Origin of the sequence: Pontibacter silvestris (genome assembly GCF_020907275.1) — a bacterium.
GTDB classification, from domain to species: Bacteria; Bacteroidota; Bacteroidia; order Cytophagales; family Hymenobacteraceae; genus Pontibacter; species Pontibacter silvestris.
In genome coordinates, this window is record NZ_JAJJWI010000019.1 from 78,149 (window position 1) to 96,578 (window position 18,430).

15 protein-coding genes are annotated in these 18,430 nt (G+C 45.2%); 11 read left to right on the plus strand and 4 right to left on the minus strand.

The genetic code is table 11. The features are described from left to right. Positions 1-242: 242 nt before the first annotated feature. The 4 genes from LN995_RS16515 (at position 243) to LN995_RS16530 (ending at position 9,282) form a co-directional block, all read left to right on the plus strand. Positions 243-3,251 carry a SusC/RagA family TonB-linked outer membrane protein gene (locus LN995_RS16515; RefSeq protein WP_229962191.1) on the plus strand — a complete coding sequence of 1,003 codons (3,009 nt, stop codon included), beginning with the start codon at positions 243-245 and terminating at the stop codon, positions 3,249-3,251. A gap of 14 nt (positions 3,252-3,265) precedes the next feature. After that, a complete protein-coding gene (locus LN995_RS16520) occupies positions 3,266-4,858 on the plus strand; it encodes a RagB/SusD family nutrient uptake outer membrane protein (protein WP_229962192.1) in 1,593 nt (530 codons plus the stop codon). A 350-nt stretch (positions 4,859-5,208) separates the two neighbouring features. Further along, a complete protein-coding gene (locus LN995_RS16525; protein ID WP_229962204.1) occupies positions 5,209-6,387 on the plus strand; it encodes a CehA/McbA family metallohydrolase in 1,179 nt (392 codons plus the stop codon). Positions 6,388-6,897: 510 nt separating this feature from the next. Further along, on the plus strand, positions 6,898-9,282 hold the full coding sequence (locus tag LN995_RS16530) for a glycoside hydrolase family 127 protein (protein WP_229962193.1): 2,385 nt from the start codon (positions 6,898-6,900) through the stop codon (positions 9,280-9,282). A gap of 120 nt (positions 9,283-9,402) precedes the next feature. On the opposite strand, the gene LN995_RS16535 is transcribed toward LN995_RS16530, so the two are convergent. After that, the gene (locus tag LN995_RS16535) at positions 9,403-9,564 is read right to left on the minus strand and encodes a hypothetical protein (RefSeq protein WP_229962194.1); all 162 of its coding nucleotides are present in this window, start codon (positions 9,562-9,564) and stop codon (positions 9,403-9,405) included. 357 nt (positions 9,565-9,921) lie between these two features. Between LN995_RS16535 and LN995_RS16540 the strand changes: the two genes are divergently transcribed. The 6 genes from LN995_RS16540 (at position 9,922) to LN995_RS16560 (ending at position 15,638) form a co-directional block, all read left to right on the plus strand. Next, the gene (locus LN995_RS16540) at positions 9,922-12,294 is read left to right on the plus strand and encodes a glycoside hydrolase family 2 protein (protein WP_229962195.1); all 2,373 of its coding nucleotides are present in this window, start codon (positions 9,922-9,924) and stop codon (positions 12,292-12,294) included. A 26-nt stretch (positions 12,295-12,320) separates the two neighbouring features. After that, positions 12,321-12,527 carry a galactokinase family protein gene (locus LN995_RS22195; protein ID WP_377469116.1) on the plus strand — a complete coding sequence of 69 codons (207 nt, stop codon included), beginning with the start codon at positions 12,321-12,323 and terminating at the stop codon, positions 12,525-12,527. Between the two features lie 879 nt (positions 12,528-13,406). Continuing rightward, on the plus strand, positions 13,407-13,814 hold the full coding sequence (locus LN995_RS16545) for a hypothetical protein (RefSeq protein WP_229962196.1): 408 nt from the start codon (positions 13,407-13,409) through the stop codon (positions 13,812-13,814). 249 nt (positions 13,815-14,063) lie between these two features. Next, positions 14,064-14,480 (plus strand): hypothetical protein, encoded by a 417-nt coding sequence (locus tag LN995_RS16550; RefSeq protein WP_229962197.1) that lies wholly within the window; start codon positions 14,064-14,066, stop codon positions 14,478-14,480. 64 nt (positions 14,481-14,544) lie between these two features. Next, entirely contained in the window at positions 14,545-15,117 is a 573-nt protein-coding gene (locus tag LN995_RS16555) for a heme NO-binding domain-containing protein (protein ID WP_229962198.1), read from the plus strand. Positions 15,118-15,149: 32 nt separating this feature from the next. Beyond that, complete coding sequence (locus tag LN995_RS16560; RefSeq protein WP_229962199.1) at positions 15,150-15,638, plus strand: hypothetical protein; 489 nt, start codon at positions 15,150-15,152, stop codon at positions 15,636-15,638. Between the two features lie 99 nt (positions 15,639-15,737). Here LN995_RS16560 and LN995_RS16565 read toward each other — a convergent pair whose 3' ends face one another. From LN995_RS16565 to LN995_RS16575, 3 genes are all read right to left on the minus strand, one after another. Further along, on the minus strand, positions 15,738-16,151 hold the full coding sequence (locus LN995_RS16565; protein ID WP_229962205.1) for a hypothetical protein: 414 nt from the start codon (positions 16,149-16,151) through the stop codon (positions 15,738-15,740). Then, positions 16,138-16,524: a Mu transposase C-terminal domain-containing protein gene (locus LN995_RS16570; RefSeq protein ID WP_229962200.1), complete on the minus strand. Its 387-nt coding sequence runs from the start codon at positions 16,522-16,524 to the stop codon at positions 16,138-16,140. Before LN995_RS16570 ends, LN995_RS16565 begins: the two co-directional genes overlap by 14 nt. 278 nt (positions 16,525-16,802) lie before the next feature. Next, positions 16,803-17,492 (minus strand): hypothetical protein, encoded by a 690-nt coding sequence (locus tag LN995_RS16575; RefSeq protein WP_229962201.1) that lies wholly within the window; start codon positions 17,490-17,492, stop codon positions 16,803-16,805. Between the two features lie 222 nt (positions 17,493-17,714). Here LN995_RS16575 and LN995_RS16580 point away from each other — a divergent pair, with 222 nt between their 5' ends. Then, entirely contained in the window at positions 17,715-18,332 is a 618-nt protein-coding gene (locus LN995_RS16580) for a recombinase family protein (RefSeq protein WP_229962202.1), read from the plus strand. The last annotated feature ends 98 nt before the right edge of the window (positions 18,333-18,430 follow it).

Consider the following 18,430-nt stretch of genomic DNA (forward strand, 5'->3'; position numbering starts at 1 on the left):
ATGAATCAATAAAGTTAATTGTACTGCCTTGGCAAAAGGCAATAGTCTTTCTATTGCCCAGACTAAAGTGAAAGCTAATCAGGATGCAGTCGCCTCATAACACTTGCTGTGCAAAAGCACTTGCCTTTTTATAAATGCTTCTGTTTGTGCTATCAATGGTTTTATGTCCTAAGCTCTTGTGGTTAGAATCAATATTGAAAAAAATTAATGGTTTTAAAAATTGTAGAAATGACAAAAGTTTTATGAAAAAACGATCTAACACATTGATTAAGTTAAAACCAATATTTATTGCGACAGTACTCTGCGGCTCGACTATGTCGTTCCCAGGCAATACATATGCGGATCACTACAAAAAAAGTAGCTCCTTTCCTTTAGTTAAAAAAGTAAGTAAAGCGGAAGAAATTACTGTTTCAGGGACAGTTAGAGATGAGAATGGGCCTATACCGGGTGTTGTTGTGAGGGTAAAGAATTCTTCAAATGGTACTGTTACAGATGCAGATGGGAATTATACTATCAAAGCCAACCTAAATGAAACGCTGGTTTTTTCTATGCTTGGTTTCCAGACCCAGGAGGTTGTAGTAACCAGCGGTAAAGAGGATGTTACGTTGGCAGTTGACACAAAACAACTTGAAGAAGTAGTAGTTATAGGCTATGGAGCAACAACCCAAAGTGGGGTTACGGGTTCCATTGCAAGTGTTAAGAGCAGTGAGTTTAATGCGGGTGTTAACAGCAGCCCGGACCAGTTACTGCAAGGTAAAGTTGCTGGTTTAAATATAAGCAGAAGCGGTGATCCTAACGCGACTCCTTCTATCATTCTGCGTGGCCCTTCTACATTGCGAACAGGTGCAGCCCAGGAACCCTTTTATGTTATCGATGGCGTACCTGGTGCCTCAATAGATATTGTTGCTCCTAATGATATTGTGTCTATTGATGTTTTAAAAGATGCATCAGCAACTGCTATTTATGGTTCAAGGGCTTCTAATGGGGTTATTATAGTAACAACTAGAAGAGCTAACGCTGGAGAAGCCTCCATAACTTATAATGGCTATGCAGCAATAGAGAATGTTTCCAACCAAATTGACATGCTATCAGGGGAGCAACTAAGAGCCTATTTAGCAGCAAACGATAAATCTATAAACCCTGCTGACGACGACGGAGCCGATAATGATTGGCAAGACGAAGTTACCCGCACAGGTGTCTCCCATAATCATAACCTGTCCCTTTCAGCCAACACTGGCAAAACGAATTATAATGCCAGTGTAAACTATCTTGAAAACCAGGGATTAATAAAAGGATCATCATTAGACAGACTTATTTTAAGAGGAAGGGTAGAGCAAAAAGCTTTTAACGATAGGTTAAAGCTTGGTATTTCCATTAATCATAGCACAACCAATCAATCTGCGTCGCCAAGTGCAGTGCTTAACTATATGTTGAGTTTCCTGCCGTCTTACAATATTAAAGACGAGAACGGCAACTACAGAGAGAATTATCAGAATGGTGTTGCTAACCCTGTTTCCCTGATTGACAATAACTTGGATGATACCAAAACCAAAACCTTCCTTGCGAATGCCCTGGCAGAACTTACCATACTTCAAGGGTTAAAGTTTACCTTAAGCCTCTCTTCTCAGGATGAGCAAACAAACAGGAATATTTACTATGGCCGCTTATCTGCATTAGCTCAGAATGCTGGTGGGGTGGCTATTCGTAATACCTACTCAGATACAAGAAAAGTTCTGGAGTCTTATTTCAATTACGATAAGAGTTTCAATAAGCACAGTGTTGGTTTACTGGCTGGGTACTCGTGGCAGGAAGATAGAACAGGAGAAGGTTTTCAAACATCTAACCAAGGGTTTACTTCTGATGCCTTAAGCTATAACAATCTTGGCTTGGCAAGTCCTCCTTCAGGGTATGCTCCTAACTATGGAACTACAGCTATTCAAACATTAAGGCTTATTTCCTTTTATGGCCGTGTAAATTATTCATTTGCTGACAAATATTTACTTCAGGCATCTTTAAGAAACGATGGTTCTTCAGCTTTTGGTGTTAACAACCGCTGGGGCTTATTCCCTGCCGTTTCTGCCGGATGGAGAATAAACCAGGAAGAATTTCTGAAGCAGGCAACGTTCCTGGATGACCTTAAGCTAAGAATTGGCTATGGTGTTACAGGTAACTCTTTAGGCTTTGACCCACTTATTGCTACTACCCGCTACGGATCAACAGGTTATTTCTATTATGATGGGAAGCTTACAAACTCTATTGGCCCTACACAAAATGCTAACCCAGACCTGAAATGGGAGCGTACTGCCATGGCAAACTTTGGACTCGACTTCTCTGTTTTGAATGGCCGTGTAAGTGGTTCGGTAGATGTTTACGATAAGCGAACATCAGACCTGATCTGGAACTATCCGGTTTCTACAACACAATACTTTGTGAATACGCTTATCGCGAACGTTGGTAAGATGAGCAACAAAGGAGTTGAGCTACAATTAAATGTTGTTCCAATTGATAACAATGACTTTAGCTGGAGAACTTCTTTGAACCTTGCTCATAACAAAAATGAAATTCTATCCTTATCCAACGACAAGTTTAGTCTGAGCGAAATACGCACTGCTGAGCTGGGAGGTCAGGGCCAATCAGGTAACACCTCACAAATTATAAGAGAAGGTATGCCGCTTGGTACTTTTAATATCTGGCATTACATGGGTAAAAATGAAGAGGGGGTTTCACAGTTTTTAAAAGCTGACGGAACCATCACAACAACTCCTTCTTCAGCGGATTTTGTTATTTCCGGAAATGCGCAACCTAAATTGCTTTATGGCTGGAATAACAGCTTTAAATATAAAAATATTGATTTTAATTTCTTCGTAAGGGGAAATTACGGAGGTAAAATTCTAAACTCTACCTTAGCAGGATTAAATAACCCTACAGCTGCTCAGATACGCAACATTCCAGAATTTACTTTAGAGGAGTCTGTGAATGACTATAATGCCTACCTGGTTTCAGACAGGTTCTTAGAGAGTGGCTCTTATCTTCGCTTAGACAATACAACGCTTGGCTATACCTTCTCTCCTAAACCAAATGGCTTCAAAAGTTTAAGGGTGTACATTACCGGCACCAATTTGTTCACTTTAACTAAGTACAGAGGAATTGACCCGGAAGTTAACCTTGGAGGAATCTCCCCAGGCATTGATAATAGGGACTACTATCCTAAAACAAGGTCAATACTATTAGGTGTTAATGTTGGCTTCTAATTAACTAAAGACAAATGAAAAAGTTTATTTACTCAAGCGCGATACTTTTTATCTTATCTGTTTCATCATCTTGTACAGATTTGGACGTAGATGTAGAGTCAGAGTTCAACCCATCTAATTTCCCTACAACTCAGGAGCAGTTTGCCGCTGCTACAGGCCCTATATATTCACAATTTAGTTCTCAGTATGCGGTGCCGTACTGGCGTTTGCAAGAGCTTTCTACAGATGCTGCTATTATTCCGGCCAGAGCAGGAAACTGGGATGACGGTGGACAATATCGTTTTCTGCATAAGCATACCTGGACGGTGGATCATCCTATTGTTCGATCAATATGGGAGTGGGGGTTTGGAGGCATTAATACAGCTAACCGTGTGTTACAGATATTTGAAGATGCCCAGCCTAGTACTACCGGAAATGAGTCGATAGCCCAGGTTAGAGCAATGCGCGCGCTCTTCTACTTTTTTATGATGGATACTTTTGGAAATGTACCTATCCTAACAACTTTTGGCAGTACAGAACTTCCTGCTACTGCTCCCCGAGCTGAAGTATTTGCCTTTATTGAGAGCGAGCTAAAAGCTGCTATACCAGATTTAAGTGAAGCTACAGGTTCAGTTACTTATGGCCGCCCAAACAAATACATGGCTTATGCTTTGTTGGAAAAGCTGTACCTGAATGCTGAGTACTACATTGGCACGCCAATGTATACGGAGGCAGTAGAAATGGCTGATAGTATTCTTGCTGCAAATAAATATGCTTTAACTGCCGATTACAGTTCGATGTTCATGCCAGATAACGGGCCAAACGTTGAGGAAACAATTTTTGCAGCAGTTTATGATGCCAACCTGATCAAGGGAAATCAGATGACCAGATTTGCTATGCATTATGCGTTGCAGAAAAAGTACTCTATTCCGTTTACACCAAGTAGTAGTTTAATGACTCTGCCAGAGTACTTTAACAAGTTTAACCTAGCTGGAGATGTTAGAAACGATACCTGGTTAGTAGGCAAGCAATACGATTTTGACGGGAGCCCTGTAGTCATCAATACGACCAATAAAGGCCTCGACGAAACCTATTCTGGACCAGAACCGGAAGCCAAAATTGCATGGCAACTGGAAATATTTCCTGAACTGGTTCTGGAGAAAGAAGCTTCCATGGATATTGGTAATGATGTAAAAAGTCAGGCATATGGCGTGCGATCTATAAAATATTATCCAGATCAAAATTCTAGTACAGACCGACACCAGAACAATGATGTACCGGTATTCAGGTTGGCAGATGTGATGCTGATGAAAGCGGAAGCCATTCTGAGAGGTGCTGCACCTACAATAGTGGATGGCGAATTACAAACCCCTTTAGTTTTAGTAAACAAAGTTAGGGAACGAGCTAAAGCGCCATTGGCCACTGATGTTGATCTTGCTGCCTTGCTTGAAGAGCGTGCCAGAGAATTGGCCTGGGAGGGCTGGAGAAGAAATGACCTTATACGCTATGGACTGTTTGAGCAGGAGTGGGGTTTTAAGACTAATAATGAAACGTTTAGGCGAGTATACCCTATTCCTGCCACTGAACGATCACTTAATCCTAATTTAGCTCAAAACCCAGGCTATTAAGAATAAAAAAAGAGCGTTAGGTACGAATCAGTAAAGCACTCAATTTGCTTCTGATTACCAGGTGAACTTCGATGGGGATCAGTATTTTAGATTTAGTGCTTTATTAAAAACTTACCAATATAAGCTGTTTGAAAACTGTTCTTTACATTATAAAGAATAGATTTCAAACAGCTTTCAAGCAAATATAAGTTGTCTTTAAACTACTGATTCTAACAATCACTGTCTCTCTTAAAACTGGCAAAGTCATTCCTGAAGCTTCTTTATACATTAATTTCATAAATGAAAAGCTATCAAGCTTTTAAGGTTACAATTAAATGATACTCAAAAAAAACAGCAAAATGCCTTTGCTCATGGGTGCTTTATGTACCGTATTGCTGACGAGTTGCATCAGTAGTTCAGCACCAGGGCAGGCAAGCCTCAACAACACATTAGCACCGACAGAAGTGCCGCGCATTGCCAGCCTTACTGATGGTGTATGGCTTAAAGGTGATCTTCATGTGCACTCCAGGCACAGTAAGGAATCCACAAATAATCCTGTCGAAAAAATCATTGCCTTTTCTAAATCTGTCGGCATGGACTATCTCTGCATTACGGACCACGATAACCATGTAAATGGCGATGTTGCACATCACACTTGGGCAGATCCAGAATTCAAGTCAGACTCTGTTCTGCTTTTATACGGAGCTGAATGGACAACCACTCGCGGCCACGGCAATCCCTTCTCCGCCAAACCATATGACCACCAGCGGCTGTACGACGTTCGCGATCAGCGCGATGTGGTAATTGGGGAGGTGAAGAAGGAACTAGGAATCCATCTATCTGCCAACCATCCGAGTGGGAAAGACCATTTTGGATATTCCTATGATATGCTTGAATCAATCGAAGTATGGAACTCGGTACTGTGGTCAAAGAATGCAAATGCGATTATGATTTGGGACGACATGCTCTCATCGGGCCGTAAACTGACCGGTAGAGGTGGAAGCGACGCACATCATGGCACTCCTGATACGCCTGACAAGGCCACGGAAAATAGTCGGCAGGCTAAGGCCAATTATGTTGGTACTCCAACGACATGGGTGTATGCGAAAGACCGAACTTCACAAGCAGTTGTAGATGCCCTTACGAATGGACGGGTTTGCATTAGTGCTAATCCATACGCACCTCGTGTTGAATTCTATGCCGATATCGATCAGGACGGCAATGCAGACATGATGATGGGCGACAATACAAAATCGACGGGCAAGCCTGTCAAGTTCCATATTCAGCTAACAGGTAACACTGTTTCAGAAGTGTCTTATACCGTTAACGTGGTGAAGAACGGAAACAAGTTCGGTACTTTTCAGGCGACAGGAAAGACACCAACAGTTGAATTTACAGATACACCGGAAACACTTGGTCGTACCTATTACCGTATTGTAGTTGAGGGGCCACCTACAGCCTATCCGCAGGTTCCCGAATCAATGACACTGAGTGAGAACATGGTAGGGTTGTCGAACCCGATATACTTTAACTTTGACCCGAATTTTTGATCGGGACAGAGTTAAAGTAACAGATACATAGACCCATCTAATGATTATAAGCCTGAGTACTATGCTTAAGGTTCTTAGCAGTTATATCAGATATGTCTGCCTGAGTGTGCAAAAGAACTGTTTATCTCTTTAGCATGATGTGTGCTTTTTTCCTGCCTGAGACTTTAGTTCGTAAAACCTCAGGTACCTGCCTGTAAAATAGGTCTATGTAGCGATAGAGGTGGTGGGGATATATTTCCAAGATGGTGCAGATGTTTACCAGAAGGAATCGCTCCAGCAAGAGAAGCTTTACGATCCTTATCTGATCTTACAGTCTATTCCAAGTGTACTGTTAGAGCGGAATTTAAACCTGAAACCGAATTTAGGTTATTAATGTTAATCTTGAGCAGTGCAGGAGCATTCATTGTTTTGTTCCTGCACTGCTTTTTTACATATTTGTGCTAGCGACATGTACAGTTTGTTCTGCAAATTGACAATGAAGTTAATACCTACTGCCTTTTTTATCTACTTATGACAACACTGAAAAAGTTAAAAGCCAGTTTTTTGGCTATAATAAACTTAACGTTATTATCTACAGCAGCATTCAGCCAACAGAAAGAACTGCAAAGCTTCCCGCTATCTTCGGTGCATCTACTGGAGAGCCCTTTTAAAAAGGCACAGGAAACCGATATGCGCTATATTCTGGCGCTTGATCCTGACAGGTTGCTGGCTCCTTACCTGCGAGAGGCAGGGCTCCAGCCGAAAGCCGAAAGCTATGGCAATTGGGAAAATACAGGTTTGGACGGCCACATCGGCGGGCATTATCTCACGGCATTGTCTCTGATGTATGCATCGACAGGTAATCAGGAGCTTCTGCAAAGGCTGAACTATATGATTGATCAGTTAGAAGCCTGTCAGCAAAAGAACGGCGGTGGCTATCTTGCAGGCATACCAGGCGGACAAGCCATGTGGCAGGAAATAGCCAAAGGCAATATCGATGCGGAAACTTTTTCTCTGAATGATAAGTGGGTGCCCTGGTACAACATTCATAAGACTTATGCCGGACTGCGTGATGCATATCTGTTTGCCGGAAATGAAAAGGCAAAGGATATGCTCATAAAGCTTTCCGACTGGTGCATTGACCTTACGGCTAACCTGACGGATGCCCAGGTGCAGGATATGCTGCGAAGCGAACACGGTGGCATGAACGAAGTGTTTGCTGATGTGGCTGAAATAACAGGAGATATGAAGTATCTAGAGCTGGCACGCAGGTTCTCACATCGCTTTATTCTTGACCCGCTGCTTGCTGAGAAAGATCAATTAAACGGCCTGCATGCCAATACCCAAATACCTAAAGTTATTGGATATCAACGAGTGGCTGAAGTGGCTGGAGACAAGGAGTGGACAGATGCAGCAGCTTTCTTTTGGAAGGAAGTAGTTAACAACCGGACCATTTCAATTGGAGGCAATAGCGTAAGAGAGCACTTCCACCCTTCAAATGACTTTTCTTCTATGGTGGAGTCTAAGGAAGGCCCCGAAACCTGCAACACCTATAACATGCTTAAGCTCTCCAAGCAGTTGTACCTTTCCAGTGCCTCTTTAGACTATATCGATTACTATGAAAGAGCTTTGTATAACCACATTCTCTCGTCTCAACACCCAGAGAAGGGTGGTTTTGTTTATTTTACACCTATGCGGCCAAGGCATTACCGGGTATATTCCCAACCAGATAAAGGGTTTTGGTGCTGTGTAGGATCGGGTTTGGAGAACCATGGCAAGTATGGCGAACTTATCTATGCCCATAATGAGAAGGATATTTTTGTGAACCTGTTTATTCCTTCCACCCTATCATGGGGAGAGCGAGGCCTTGTCTTGACACAGGCTACTAAATTTCCGTTCGAGGAGAAGTCTGAAATAAAGCTTGAGTTGGAAAAGCCACAGAAGTTTATCCTGAACATCCGTTGCCCTGAGTGGGTAAAGAAGGGAGAACTGATGGTTTTGGTAAATAATAAGGAGGTAAAGGTAGGATCAGGTGCTTCTTCCTACGTAAAGGTAGAGCGCAAATGGAAACAAGGAGATGTGGTTTCAGTTTTACTTCCAATGCACACAAAAGTGGAGTATCTCCCTGACAGTTCTTCCTGGGCCTCTATCGTGCATGGCCCTATTGTACTGGCCGCTGCCACAGATAAAACAGACTTGGAGGGGCTTAGGGCAGATGGAAGCCGTATGGGGCACATTGCCAATGGTCACTTATACGCCATAGAGGAGGCACCACTAATTGTTTCAGCAGACAAGGACTTTGCCGCTTCCGTAAAACCTGTTAGTGGTAAACCATTAACCTTCATTGCTTCAGGCCTTATTTCTTCCGAAAAGTACAGGAACGTGGAGTTGGTGCCTTTCTTCCAGGTGCATGATTCCCGCTACATGCTGTATTGGCCTGTTACCACACCGGAAGGACTGGAGGCCAGAAAAGAGGCCATGCGCATGGAGGAAGAAGCAAAATTTGCTCTTGAGGAGCAGACCATTGACCAGGTGGCGCCAGGGGAACAGCAACCGGAGTCAGACCATCATTATCAGGGTCATAAGACAGAATCGGGAGTGTTTAGGGATCGCCATTGGCGGCATGCCAGCGGGTGGTTTAGTTATGACCTGAAAGATGGAGAAAAAGAGGCTCGCAAGCTTCGGGTAACTTACTACGGAGGTGACAAAGGCCGTAGCTTTGATATCTTAATAAACAACAAGCTTATAAAGACAGTACAGCTAGACGGAGCACAGGGTGATACCTTTTTTGATGTAGATTATGCGATTCCTGCTGAAATAACCAATAGTGCAGTAAACGATACTCTAAAAGTAAAATTTGCTGCGCATGAAGGCTCTACGGCCGGCGGAATTTATTATGTGCGTCTGTTAAAGTAAGGTCTTTAAAGTTTCTGGACTCTTGTTTACTGAGGTTGTCGGTTTTAAGAGTTATTAAGCTGTGTTGAAGTAAGTGTTTTACCACATTGTTGTAAATAGATATGTAGTAAAATAATAGCTCTAGTCCACTACTATTGCTTTTGCAGAAGTAAGTGATTTATCCAGACGTAGCCAATGCATATAAGTGCCGGTACTTTCTAGTTTGACCTTATAGCTAAGTTGCTTACCGAATTGTAGTTGTTCAAGAAAGACAACATAGAGGTAATTGTAAAGTCTTTGCATACCTTTCTCAAACTATTATGCTGGTCTCTCCAACAGAGAGCTAGCAGCTGTTATGAGATTGAGCCGGACTTCCTTTATGTGTTTGCCTTAAAGTTATTGATAAGCTTTTATGCTTTAAAAGCAGATACAGTTAAAGCATTGAATTAAAAGGGTATCGAAAAGCTGGAGATAATGGTAGATGAATATTTTTGCCTGCTGAAAAAGATAAGCTTTCTGACCTTGAAGTAGAGTTGGTGTGGTTAGAGAAAAGGAAACAGGAGAGCGGGAGCTGCATCTTGAATAAAACTTGATCTATATAGTTTTTTAGATACTATGTTAAAACACTTATGTTTGTTTGTGCTCCTGAGTTCTTTAACGGTGGCTTGTAAAACCTCTTCTGGCACTACTGCGGGAGGCCCAACAACAACAGCTAATTTCGCCGTTAACTTTAACAATAACTGGGAAATTATCCGGGATGTTGATACAACAGATGCAGGTGTTCGTTTGTCAGGCACAGGTCCGGCTCAGGAACAGTGGGAGCAGGTTTCGTTACCACATACTGCCCGCTTGGAACCCATAGAGAAAACAGAGCAGCAATGGCAGGGGAATGCTTTTTATCGTAAAACATTTCATGTTCCTGCTACTGATAAAGGCAAGCATGTGGCCATAAAGTTTGAGGCGGCTATGCAGGTGGCCGATGTGTACCTGGATGGTAAGCATATTTTCAGGCACCTGGGAGGTTATCTGCCATTTTATATTGATATCTCAGAGAATGTCAGGTTTGGGAAAGATAACGTGATCCTGGTAAAACTCAACAATGAAGATAATCCAGTGGTGCCACCCGGAAAGCCATTGGGAGATTTGGATTTCAACTATTACAGTGGTCTGTATCGTAATGTTTATCTTATTACAAAAGATAAACTACACATAGCTGACCCTATAGGCGCTAACCGTGTAGCAGGTGGAGGAGTAATGCTGCATTATGATACCGTTAACCAGCGTTCAGCGAAGTTAATGGTGCAGACAGAAATAAAGAATGACCATCCGCAAATAAAAACTGCAGCGGTAAGGTTAGTGCTTAAAGATAAGCAGGGAAATAGAGTGGCAGAAGCGATATCAACTCCAGTTGCTGTGGAAGCTGGTGCTTTTGGTACTTTCAATCAGGAACTGCAAATCACTGACCCTAATCTTTGGTCACCCGACAGCCCTTACCTGTATGATCTTATGGTGGAGCTGATGCAGGATGGAAGTGTGATAGATAAAATGAACTTGAAGACTGGTGTGAAAAGCTTTCGGTTTACTGCAGACGGATTCTACCTGAACGGAGAGAAACTTTACCTGAGAGGAACAAACCGCCACCAAGAGTATCCCTATGTCGGTTATGCCCTGTCGGACAATGCCCGCTACCGCGATGCCTACAAAATAAAAGAGGCAGGCTTTAACTTTGTCAGATCTTCTCATTATCCGCAATCACCTGCTTTTCTGGATGCCGCCGATGAACTAGGCTTACTAGTAATGGACGCCATACCAGGCTGGCAGTTTGTTGGAGATGAGGCTTTTCAAAAGAACAGTTTACAGGATGTAAGAGATATGGTACGACGCGACAGAAACCATACATCTGTTGTGGCCTGGGAAGCTTCGCTCAATGAATCTGGCATGCCAAAAGAATTTATGAAGGCAACTCACCAGGCGGTACACGAAGAGTTACCTTTTACAAATACCTATACAAGTGGCTGGATAGATTATGCCTATGACATTTTTATACCTGCCCGCCAGCATGGCAAAGCTCCAGATTACTGGAATAACTATGACAATGAAAAGCCGTTTCTTATTGCAGAGTACGGTGACTGGGAGTATTATGCCCAAAATGCAGGCTTTAACCAGAAAGAATATGCTGACCTAGAGGAAGAGGCACGCACTTCCCGGCAGTTGCGTGGCTTTGGGCAGAAACGCTTGTTACAACAGGCCCTGAATTACCAGGAGGCACATAACAGCAACTTGCAGGGCCCTGCCATAGGAGATGCTAACTGGCTGATGTACGACTACAAGCGTGGCTATGCTCTTGATATAGAGTCTTCGGGTATTATGGATATTGTACGGCTGCCAAAATTTGCCTACTATTTTTATCAAAGCCAGGCAGAACCTAGGCTAGATCAGCAAGCCGTGTTTGATAAGCCGATGATCTTTATTGCCAATTACTGGAATAACCCTTCTTTGAAGACAGTAAAAGTATATAGCAACACAGAAGAAGTAGAACTACATCTGAACGGGAAACCTATTGCTCGTCAGAAACCTGATAAAGACAAGCTTACCTCTCACCTGAACCACCCGCCTTTTACTTTTGAACTTCCCGGGTTTGCGCCTGGAACGTTAACAGCCATTGGCTATATTAATGGGCAGAAAGTGGTGGAGACAGAGCAGCGTACTGCCGCCAATGCAGCCAAGTTGAAACTTAAGGTTGATTATAGTGGGAGAGAAGCTACCGCCGGAATGAACGATGTACTTTTTGTATATGCATATATCACAGATGAAAAAGGGACGACTGTGCCAGACGCTTCAAATCCTGTCACTTTTAAGGTAGAAGGAGATGCAGAAATTGTTGCAGTTAACATTGTAAACGCTGAGGCGGGCGTTGCGGCTATGCTCTTGAAAGTAGGTAAAACGCCTGGTGCTGTCAATGTAACTGCAGACAGCAATGGCCTGGAAAGCGCCTTAACTACTATTCAGGTTGCTGCTATAAAAAAAGAATAGGTCTAAGCAGTTTGCTGTTGCAGCAAATGATCAAATTTTCCAAGTGCATTAGCAGCAAGTCTGATAGAATAAATCTGAGATCAAGGATAAGTTTCAGGAGCTGTACAATTGAGAACCATTGTTGGTTCGCTCCTCTGAAAGAGAGCCTTAGCGGTGAGTATACTGACTACATCGACGGTTTCATTTTACCTGCTGCTATCAAAAAAGGAAGGTTTCTTCGCTCTTGTTCCTAATGGTATCAACACTTTAGGGTCTACTCCCATAATTTGAAGAAAAAGCTGAGTTTGATTTTGACAAGGCTCATCCCTCTGACACCAGATAGGGCAATTCCTGCTGAGTGTAATCTCTCTGTTTCAAAATTCACTTGTTTAAAAAGCGTCCTAGAACGAGTGTTGTGCCGTGACTCTGAATATTTCAGTTCTCTATTTTATAATGATTGGAACTCTTAAAAGAAGATAATAGGTAACGGAATACCTGACCTGAAAGATGGTTTATACAATACTAGGTACAAGAAAGCCTCAAAGCAATTATTTATAGACCTTTACTATTGATCTATTACTTTTTGTTTTGTGCACTACTTCCGATGCAGAAAGTGTAAAATTTAAATAACACACTGATATACAATATTTTAAAATAAAAGTGCGAACTTAGCGGTACAAATAAGGAACATCAACAACCTCTTTTGAATAAAATGAAGCTGTAGCTTCAGATAGCTACAGAAACAACTCACAACTTATTATATATCAGTTAAGTTAGCGTGTTAGTAAAAGCTGTGTAATCTTATTTACCGTCACCTGTACTATGTGAGCAATTTAATTAAAAAACTTTTAGAAATCTTATTAACAATAATTATTCTGTTTAACATAAGATTTGCTATGGGTTAAAAATAATCAGAAGGCCCCTTGAAATGAGGGCTCCTTGATTATTTGTTACAACTTACATGCTTTCCAAAGGCTACAGTTCTGTAGGGGTTGTGAGCCGCAAAAAAACAGCCTGTTTGCCAAATAACGCCTTTTTCCTTAGTTTCGTGCCGCCTAACTCAGAGAGCTACGTATGTGATGGGCGAGCCACGATCAATGGCTTAAAAGTGTTTATCTAAATCAACAACCGAAGTGACCTGGAGAATATTAACGACTGAGCCGCACATCACTGTCTCCTACAATGTGGTAGAGGATGTCCTGTTCGCAGACTGGACTGGCGACCAGGCAAGGGAGAGCGTGATGGACGGGTGCGAGCGCATCCTGCACCTGCACTACCTCAAGCAGCATCACTGCAAGATGGTGCTCAACGACAACAGCCACGTCACCAGCATCTGGGACGACGCCTCCGAGTGGGTGGCCGTGGACTGGCTTCCAAGGATGTACAAAGCGGGTTGCCGGCTGTTTGCCTGGGTCTACTCCCCTAACCAGTACAGCAGGCTCTCGGCGGACAAGGCCCTCTCCTACGGGGCAGAGGGAATCATGGCCACCACCTTCGATAGCAAGCAAACCGCACTGGCCTGGCTGAGGGCGATGGAGTGACATCCGGTAGCGGGTCAACCCTAAAGTTAGGGCTGTACGTATAATCTGCTTCACCTGTGTCTCAACGGCTGCCTATTCGCTCATGCGCCCCGTGTCTTCTTTGACCGGTGGGGCGCCGAATGCCGAAAGGTAGCACAAGAGCGAAGCCTGATTGTAAATAATTGACTGCGCGCAGCACTATTGTGGCTGGGTAGATGTTATGCCATCATTTAAACTTTGTGCCTTCGTAGGTGCGTTAACCTTAAATTAATGGTCCTGTTCGACAACAGCCTTATCAGATTAGACTACACTCCGGCTACGGACATCCTGGCCGTAGAATACCCCGACCTGCACGACTTCCTTCTCTCCGACATCAAGCGCAGCATAGACACGCTTGTGGACACAGCCAAGCACTATGACGTCAAGCGGGTCCTGCTTGACTCGACCAGAACTGTCAGTTCAGTGAGCGAGGAGGCGAGCAGGAAGATAGCCGCTTACCTGGCGGCCGGGCTGATGGGGACGCGCGTAGTGAAAGTGGCGCGGGTGCAGTCGCCAAGCGCCACGGTGGAGACCACAGCACAGGAAAACATGAAGCATGTCAGGCAGTCGCTCCCGCTCCCGTTCGAGTTGCAGAATTTTACCTGCAGAGCGGAAGCTGTAGAGTGGCTTATGGCCAGACCGAACTAAACCATCTCCCACATTATACTTACCTTGCCCCAAATTACCTTCTGAACAGCAGTAAACACAACCAATGGAGAAACACCCCCCCACCGAGGACAGCATGCACGGCTCCATCTTTGTGCTGCTCAAGCGCTTCGTGGAGAACTTATACGATTACAGTACCTGGGTGAGGCTGCTCGAGGACGCAGGCATCAGGCACGCCCCTTACCAGATGGACGGGATGTACCCCACCAGCGAGATCTTCACTATCGTCCACAAAGCCTCAGCGCTCACGGGGGTGCCGCCGCAGAGCCTGATGGAGGAGTACGGGGCGTTCCTGGTGCCGGACCTGCTGCTGGTATACAAGAGGTACATGCAACCTGAGTGGCGCACCTACGAGATGCTGCTGAATACAGAGGGAGCCATGCACGCTGCCGTCAAGAAGGAGGATGAGAGGGCAACCCCGCCCCTGCTGCTGGTGACAAAGAAAGGCAGTAGGCAGTTGATTGTGGACTACCACTCCAGGCGCAGGATGGCGGCTGTTGCCATTGGCATCATCAAGGGCATCGCCAAATACTATGATGAAAGCGAAAAGGTAGAGGTCACACTCCTCACACCCGTTGGGGAGGAAAGGGTGCAAATAAGAGTGGACTTCCTGCCGTAGCTTTTCGCTGCTTTATATACACCTTTTTCTTCATGGGCGAAAGATTGGAAAGGGAGAAGCAAAGAGTGGAATTGTTGCGCTATATTTCGGGTTGTCGGAGGACGGAACAGAAAACCAGCGGCTTGATGATTATACCCAATCCAGTAGTAAAGCTTGACTATGACCCTGGCAGGGATGTGCTGTTTGTCGCTTGGCCCGACTTCAGTGAATACACTATGAGTGAGGCTGAATATGTTTTAGGTGTTGTCATTGAAACTGTCAGGACCTATGATATAAAATACCTCGTGACAGACACCAGAAACAGGATGGTCGATATTCCCGACTCCAGGTATAAGGCGATCATACTCCAGTTCGCTAAAGACTTAGCAGGCACCCGTCTGCGGAAGCTTGCGCGGATTGTAACAGAGAGCACCGCTAGGGAAAAGCCGATAAGTGAGGTCAGGCAGGAAACAAACCTTATGATACCGATGCGTAACTTCGGTACCGTTGAGGAGGCAATGAGCTGGCTCACCTCAAACTAACTCCATCTGCAAATGTCTTATGGTGATAGGTGCTCTTTTTATAGCCAATTGTAAGATTCTGTTGGTGGTGGGCTTTACAGGAAAAAAGTAGCTGACGGTTTAGCGTAGGCAGTAGCATCTGTTACTCGCACGTTGCAAAGCGTTGCCTTGTGTTGCGACCAAGTGTTGCTGGTACTGTTGATCTTGGCTTCCTGTATAGCCGTCCAGGCGATAGCTCACGGTTTTTTCAATAATCTTAGGCGTATTGATGACAGGGGCAGAAAGCAAAACGCCTCTGCAGGATTTTAGCTTCTTGTTCAGGGCCGGAGACACTGGGTTTACAGCATTCTCCCGGCCAATTTCTTCATCCCATTTTGAGTAATAGGCTGCTGCCAGCGACTTGCACACGCTCGGCTCTCCATGGCAGATACCGATGTAACCGAATTCGCTGCAGGAGTCGGCAAATTCGGCAAACCTCCCGTACTCCTTGGTCAGGATAAAACCAGTGGCTTTCACTGCCTCAGTCCTTTTCATACCGTTTTAAAATAATGGTCTTCTCACTGGTGGATTTTGACTCTTTTGCCGTTTGCGGGGGAAGCTTTGAGTGGCGCTCCATCTCTATGTTTTTAATCAACTGCCTGGCCTTTTTAATCTCCTGACACAGTCCCTTTTTGATGCCCCGGCGTGCTTTCTGGATCTCCTTGAGGCTTACCTGCAGTTGGGCAATGTCCTGGCAGATGGCCCGGCATAGAAACTGCTCCTGGTGATAAACCCGTATCTCTGCCAGGTCCCGCGGATCATAGCGCACCGTAACGGCCTCTCCGACAAAACCAGCCAGGGTGGGGGCGATACACCGCAGCCCCTGAAACCGTATCCCATCCCGCTGCACCTGGCGGGGCCTGTCCACGTATAAAAGCAGCGCGAGACAGGAAGTTGGGCAGGAAGCTCTCCGCCCAGCGTTCCACAGGTGCTTGCCCTGTGGCTCCATGCGGCTGATAGTGATATTCTTCTAAGATGAATTTTCCCACTACACGTTGCAGGGTGCTCAAATCAAGAGTAGGCTTAGACGTTGCTTTTCCTCTCAGGGTGTAGCCTGGCAGGTCCGTTAGGACTCGTTCATTTATCGTCTCAAAGAAGCGCTTCCTATTTTGCCGCGCCCCTGCGGACGGCCAACAGCTGAGTTTATCATCTGGGTTTTGGGTCTGGCACACACCTGCTCGATATGCAAAGAGGTGAAGTCACTGCCGTGGTCAGTGTATAGAACAAAAGGTACACCACACACTTGCCAGAGTGGCTCCTCTTTTCTCCAAATAGCTTGCCGTAACGCAAGCGCTGTGTGCAAAGCGCTCGGTGTGCTTCTAAGGAGAGGTAGTAACCGCTGACAGGCCTGCTGTAGTCATCCATGACGATGGTAAGCCAGGGCCTATGCTCCTTTCCCTTCCCATCCAGAATATAAATATCAAGCTGCGTGTGGTCTGCCTGCCATACCTGGTTTGACCTGGAACACTCCCTGCGGTAAATGAGCTCGTACTTTTGCCCGTATGCCTTTCCTCCCTCGTGTGCCAGTGTCAGCAAGGCTGGGCTGATGCTTTTGACCACTCCATAGACAGTAGCATAAGCGGGAGGCTTGCATGATTTCTTTTGAGCGATGGTTGCCACCTTTCGATGAATGGCTGCTATAGTCAAAGGAGGCTTCTGCAAGGCAAGCGCCAGCGTGAGTTCGAGCAGCTCCTCCTTTAGTTTTCGGCGCTTTGCTGTGTCATTACGTTTTTTCCTTCCCAGCCCTTCCAGTCCGATGGCCGCAAACTCTTTTACCCAACGCCGGATTGTCCGGCAGGCGACACCTGAGTCGGCGCTTACCTCAACTGCTGTCATCTCTTTGGCAAGGAGGGGGCTGATGACCCTGTACTTGTCCAGCGGAGTCAGCTTTGCCAACCTCATTATATATAGGTGTTGATGCCTGAAGGAAGAGCGTAATGATTAAAAAATAAACCTTCGTTTAAACCACAAGGATAATTTAGTGAAAATCCCTTAATTTAGCATCATCATTCTTATAAAATAACTACATACACCACCTTTTCATCTAACTGCTTCAAAATGGCCCGAAATATTGCCTATCTGCGTGTCTCCACCCTCGACCAGGACCTGGAGAAAAACAAGGCCGACATCCTGCACCTGGCCAATGAGAAAAACCTGGGGCGGGTGGAGTTTGTGCAGGAGAAGGTCTCCGGGAAAGTCTCGTGGCGGCAGCGCAAGATCGGCCCCCTGCTAGATGAGCTGGGAAAAGGGGATGCTATTTTACTGAGCGAGTTCTCCCGGCTGGGGCGCAGTATGCTCGAGTGCAAGGAGATCATCTCCATCGCCATGCAGTGGGGGATCCGCATCTACACGGTGAAGGGGAACTGGCAGCTCGACGACTCCATCCAGAGCAAGGTCATGGCTATGATCTTCTCGATGACATCCGAGATCGAGCGGGACCTGATCAGCAAGCGCACCCGTGAGTCGCTCGCCTCCAAGAAGCTGGCCGGCGTGAAGCTGGGCAGACCCAAGGGCCCGGGCAAGAGCAGGCTGGATGCCTACCGGCCCGAGATAGAGGCCCTGCTCAGCAACGGCTCCTCCCAAAAGTTCATCGCCGGTCGTTACCGCGTCACCGAGGCGACCTTGTGTAACTGGCTCAAGAAAAACAGCATTAAGCGGGCCAGCAGCACACCGTGATCAAAGAATGCCCCTGGCTGTAAGCGGCAAAATAACGCTGAAGAATAGGGGCAATATATTATTAAAGTTCACACCCAGAATCAGTCACCCGGAAGATC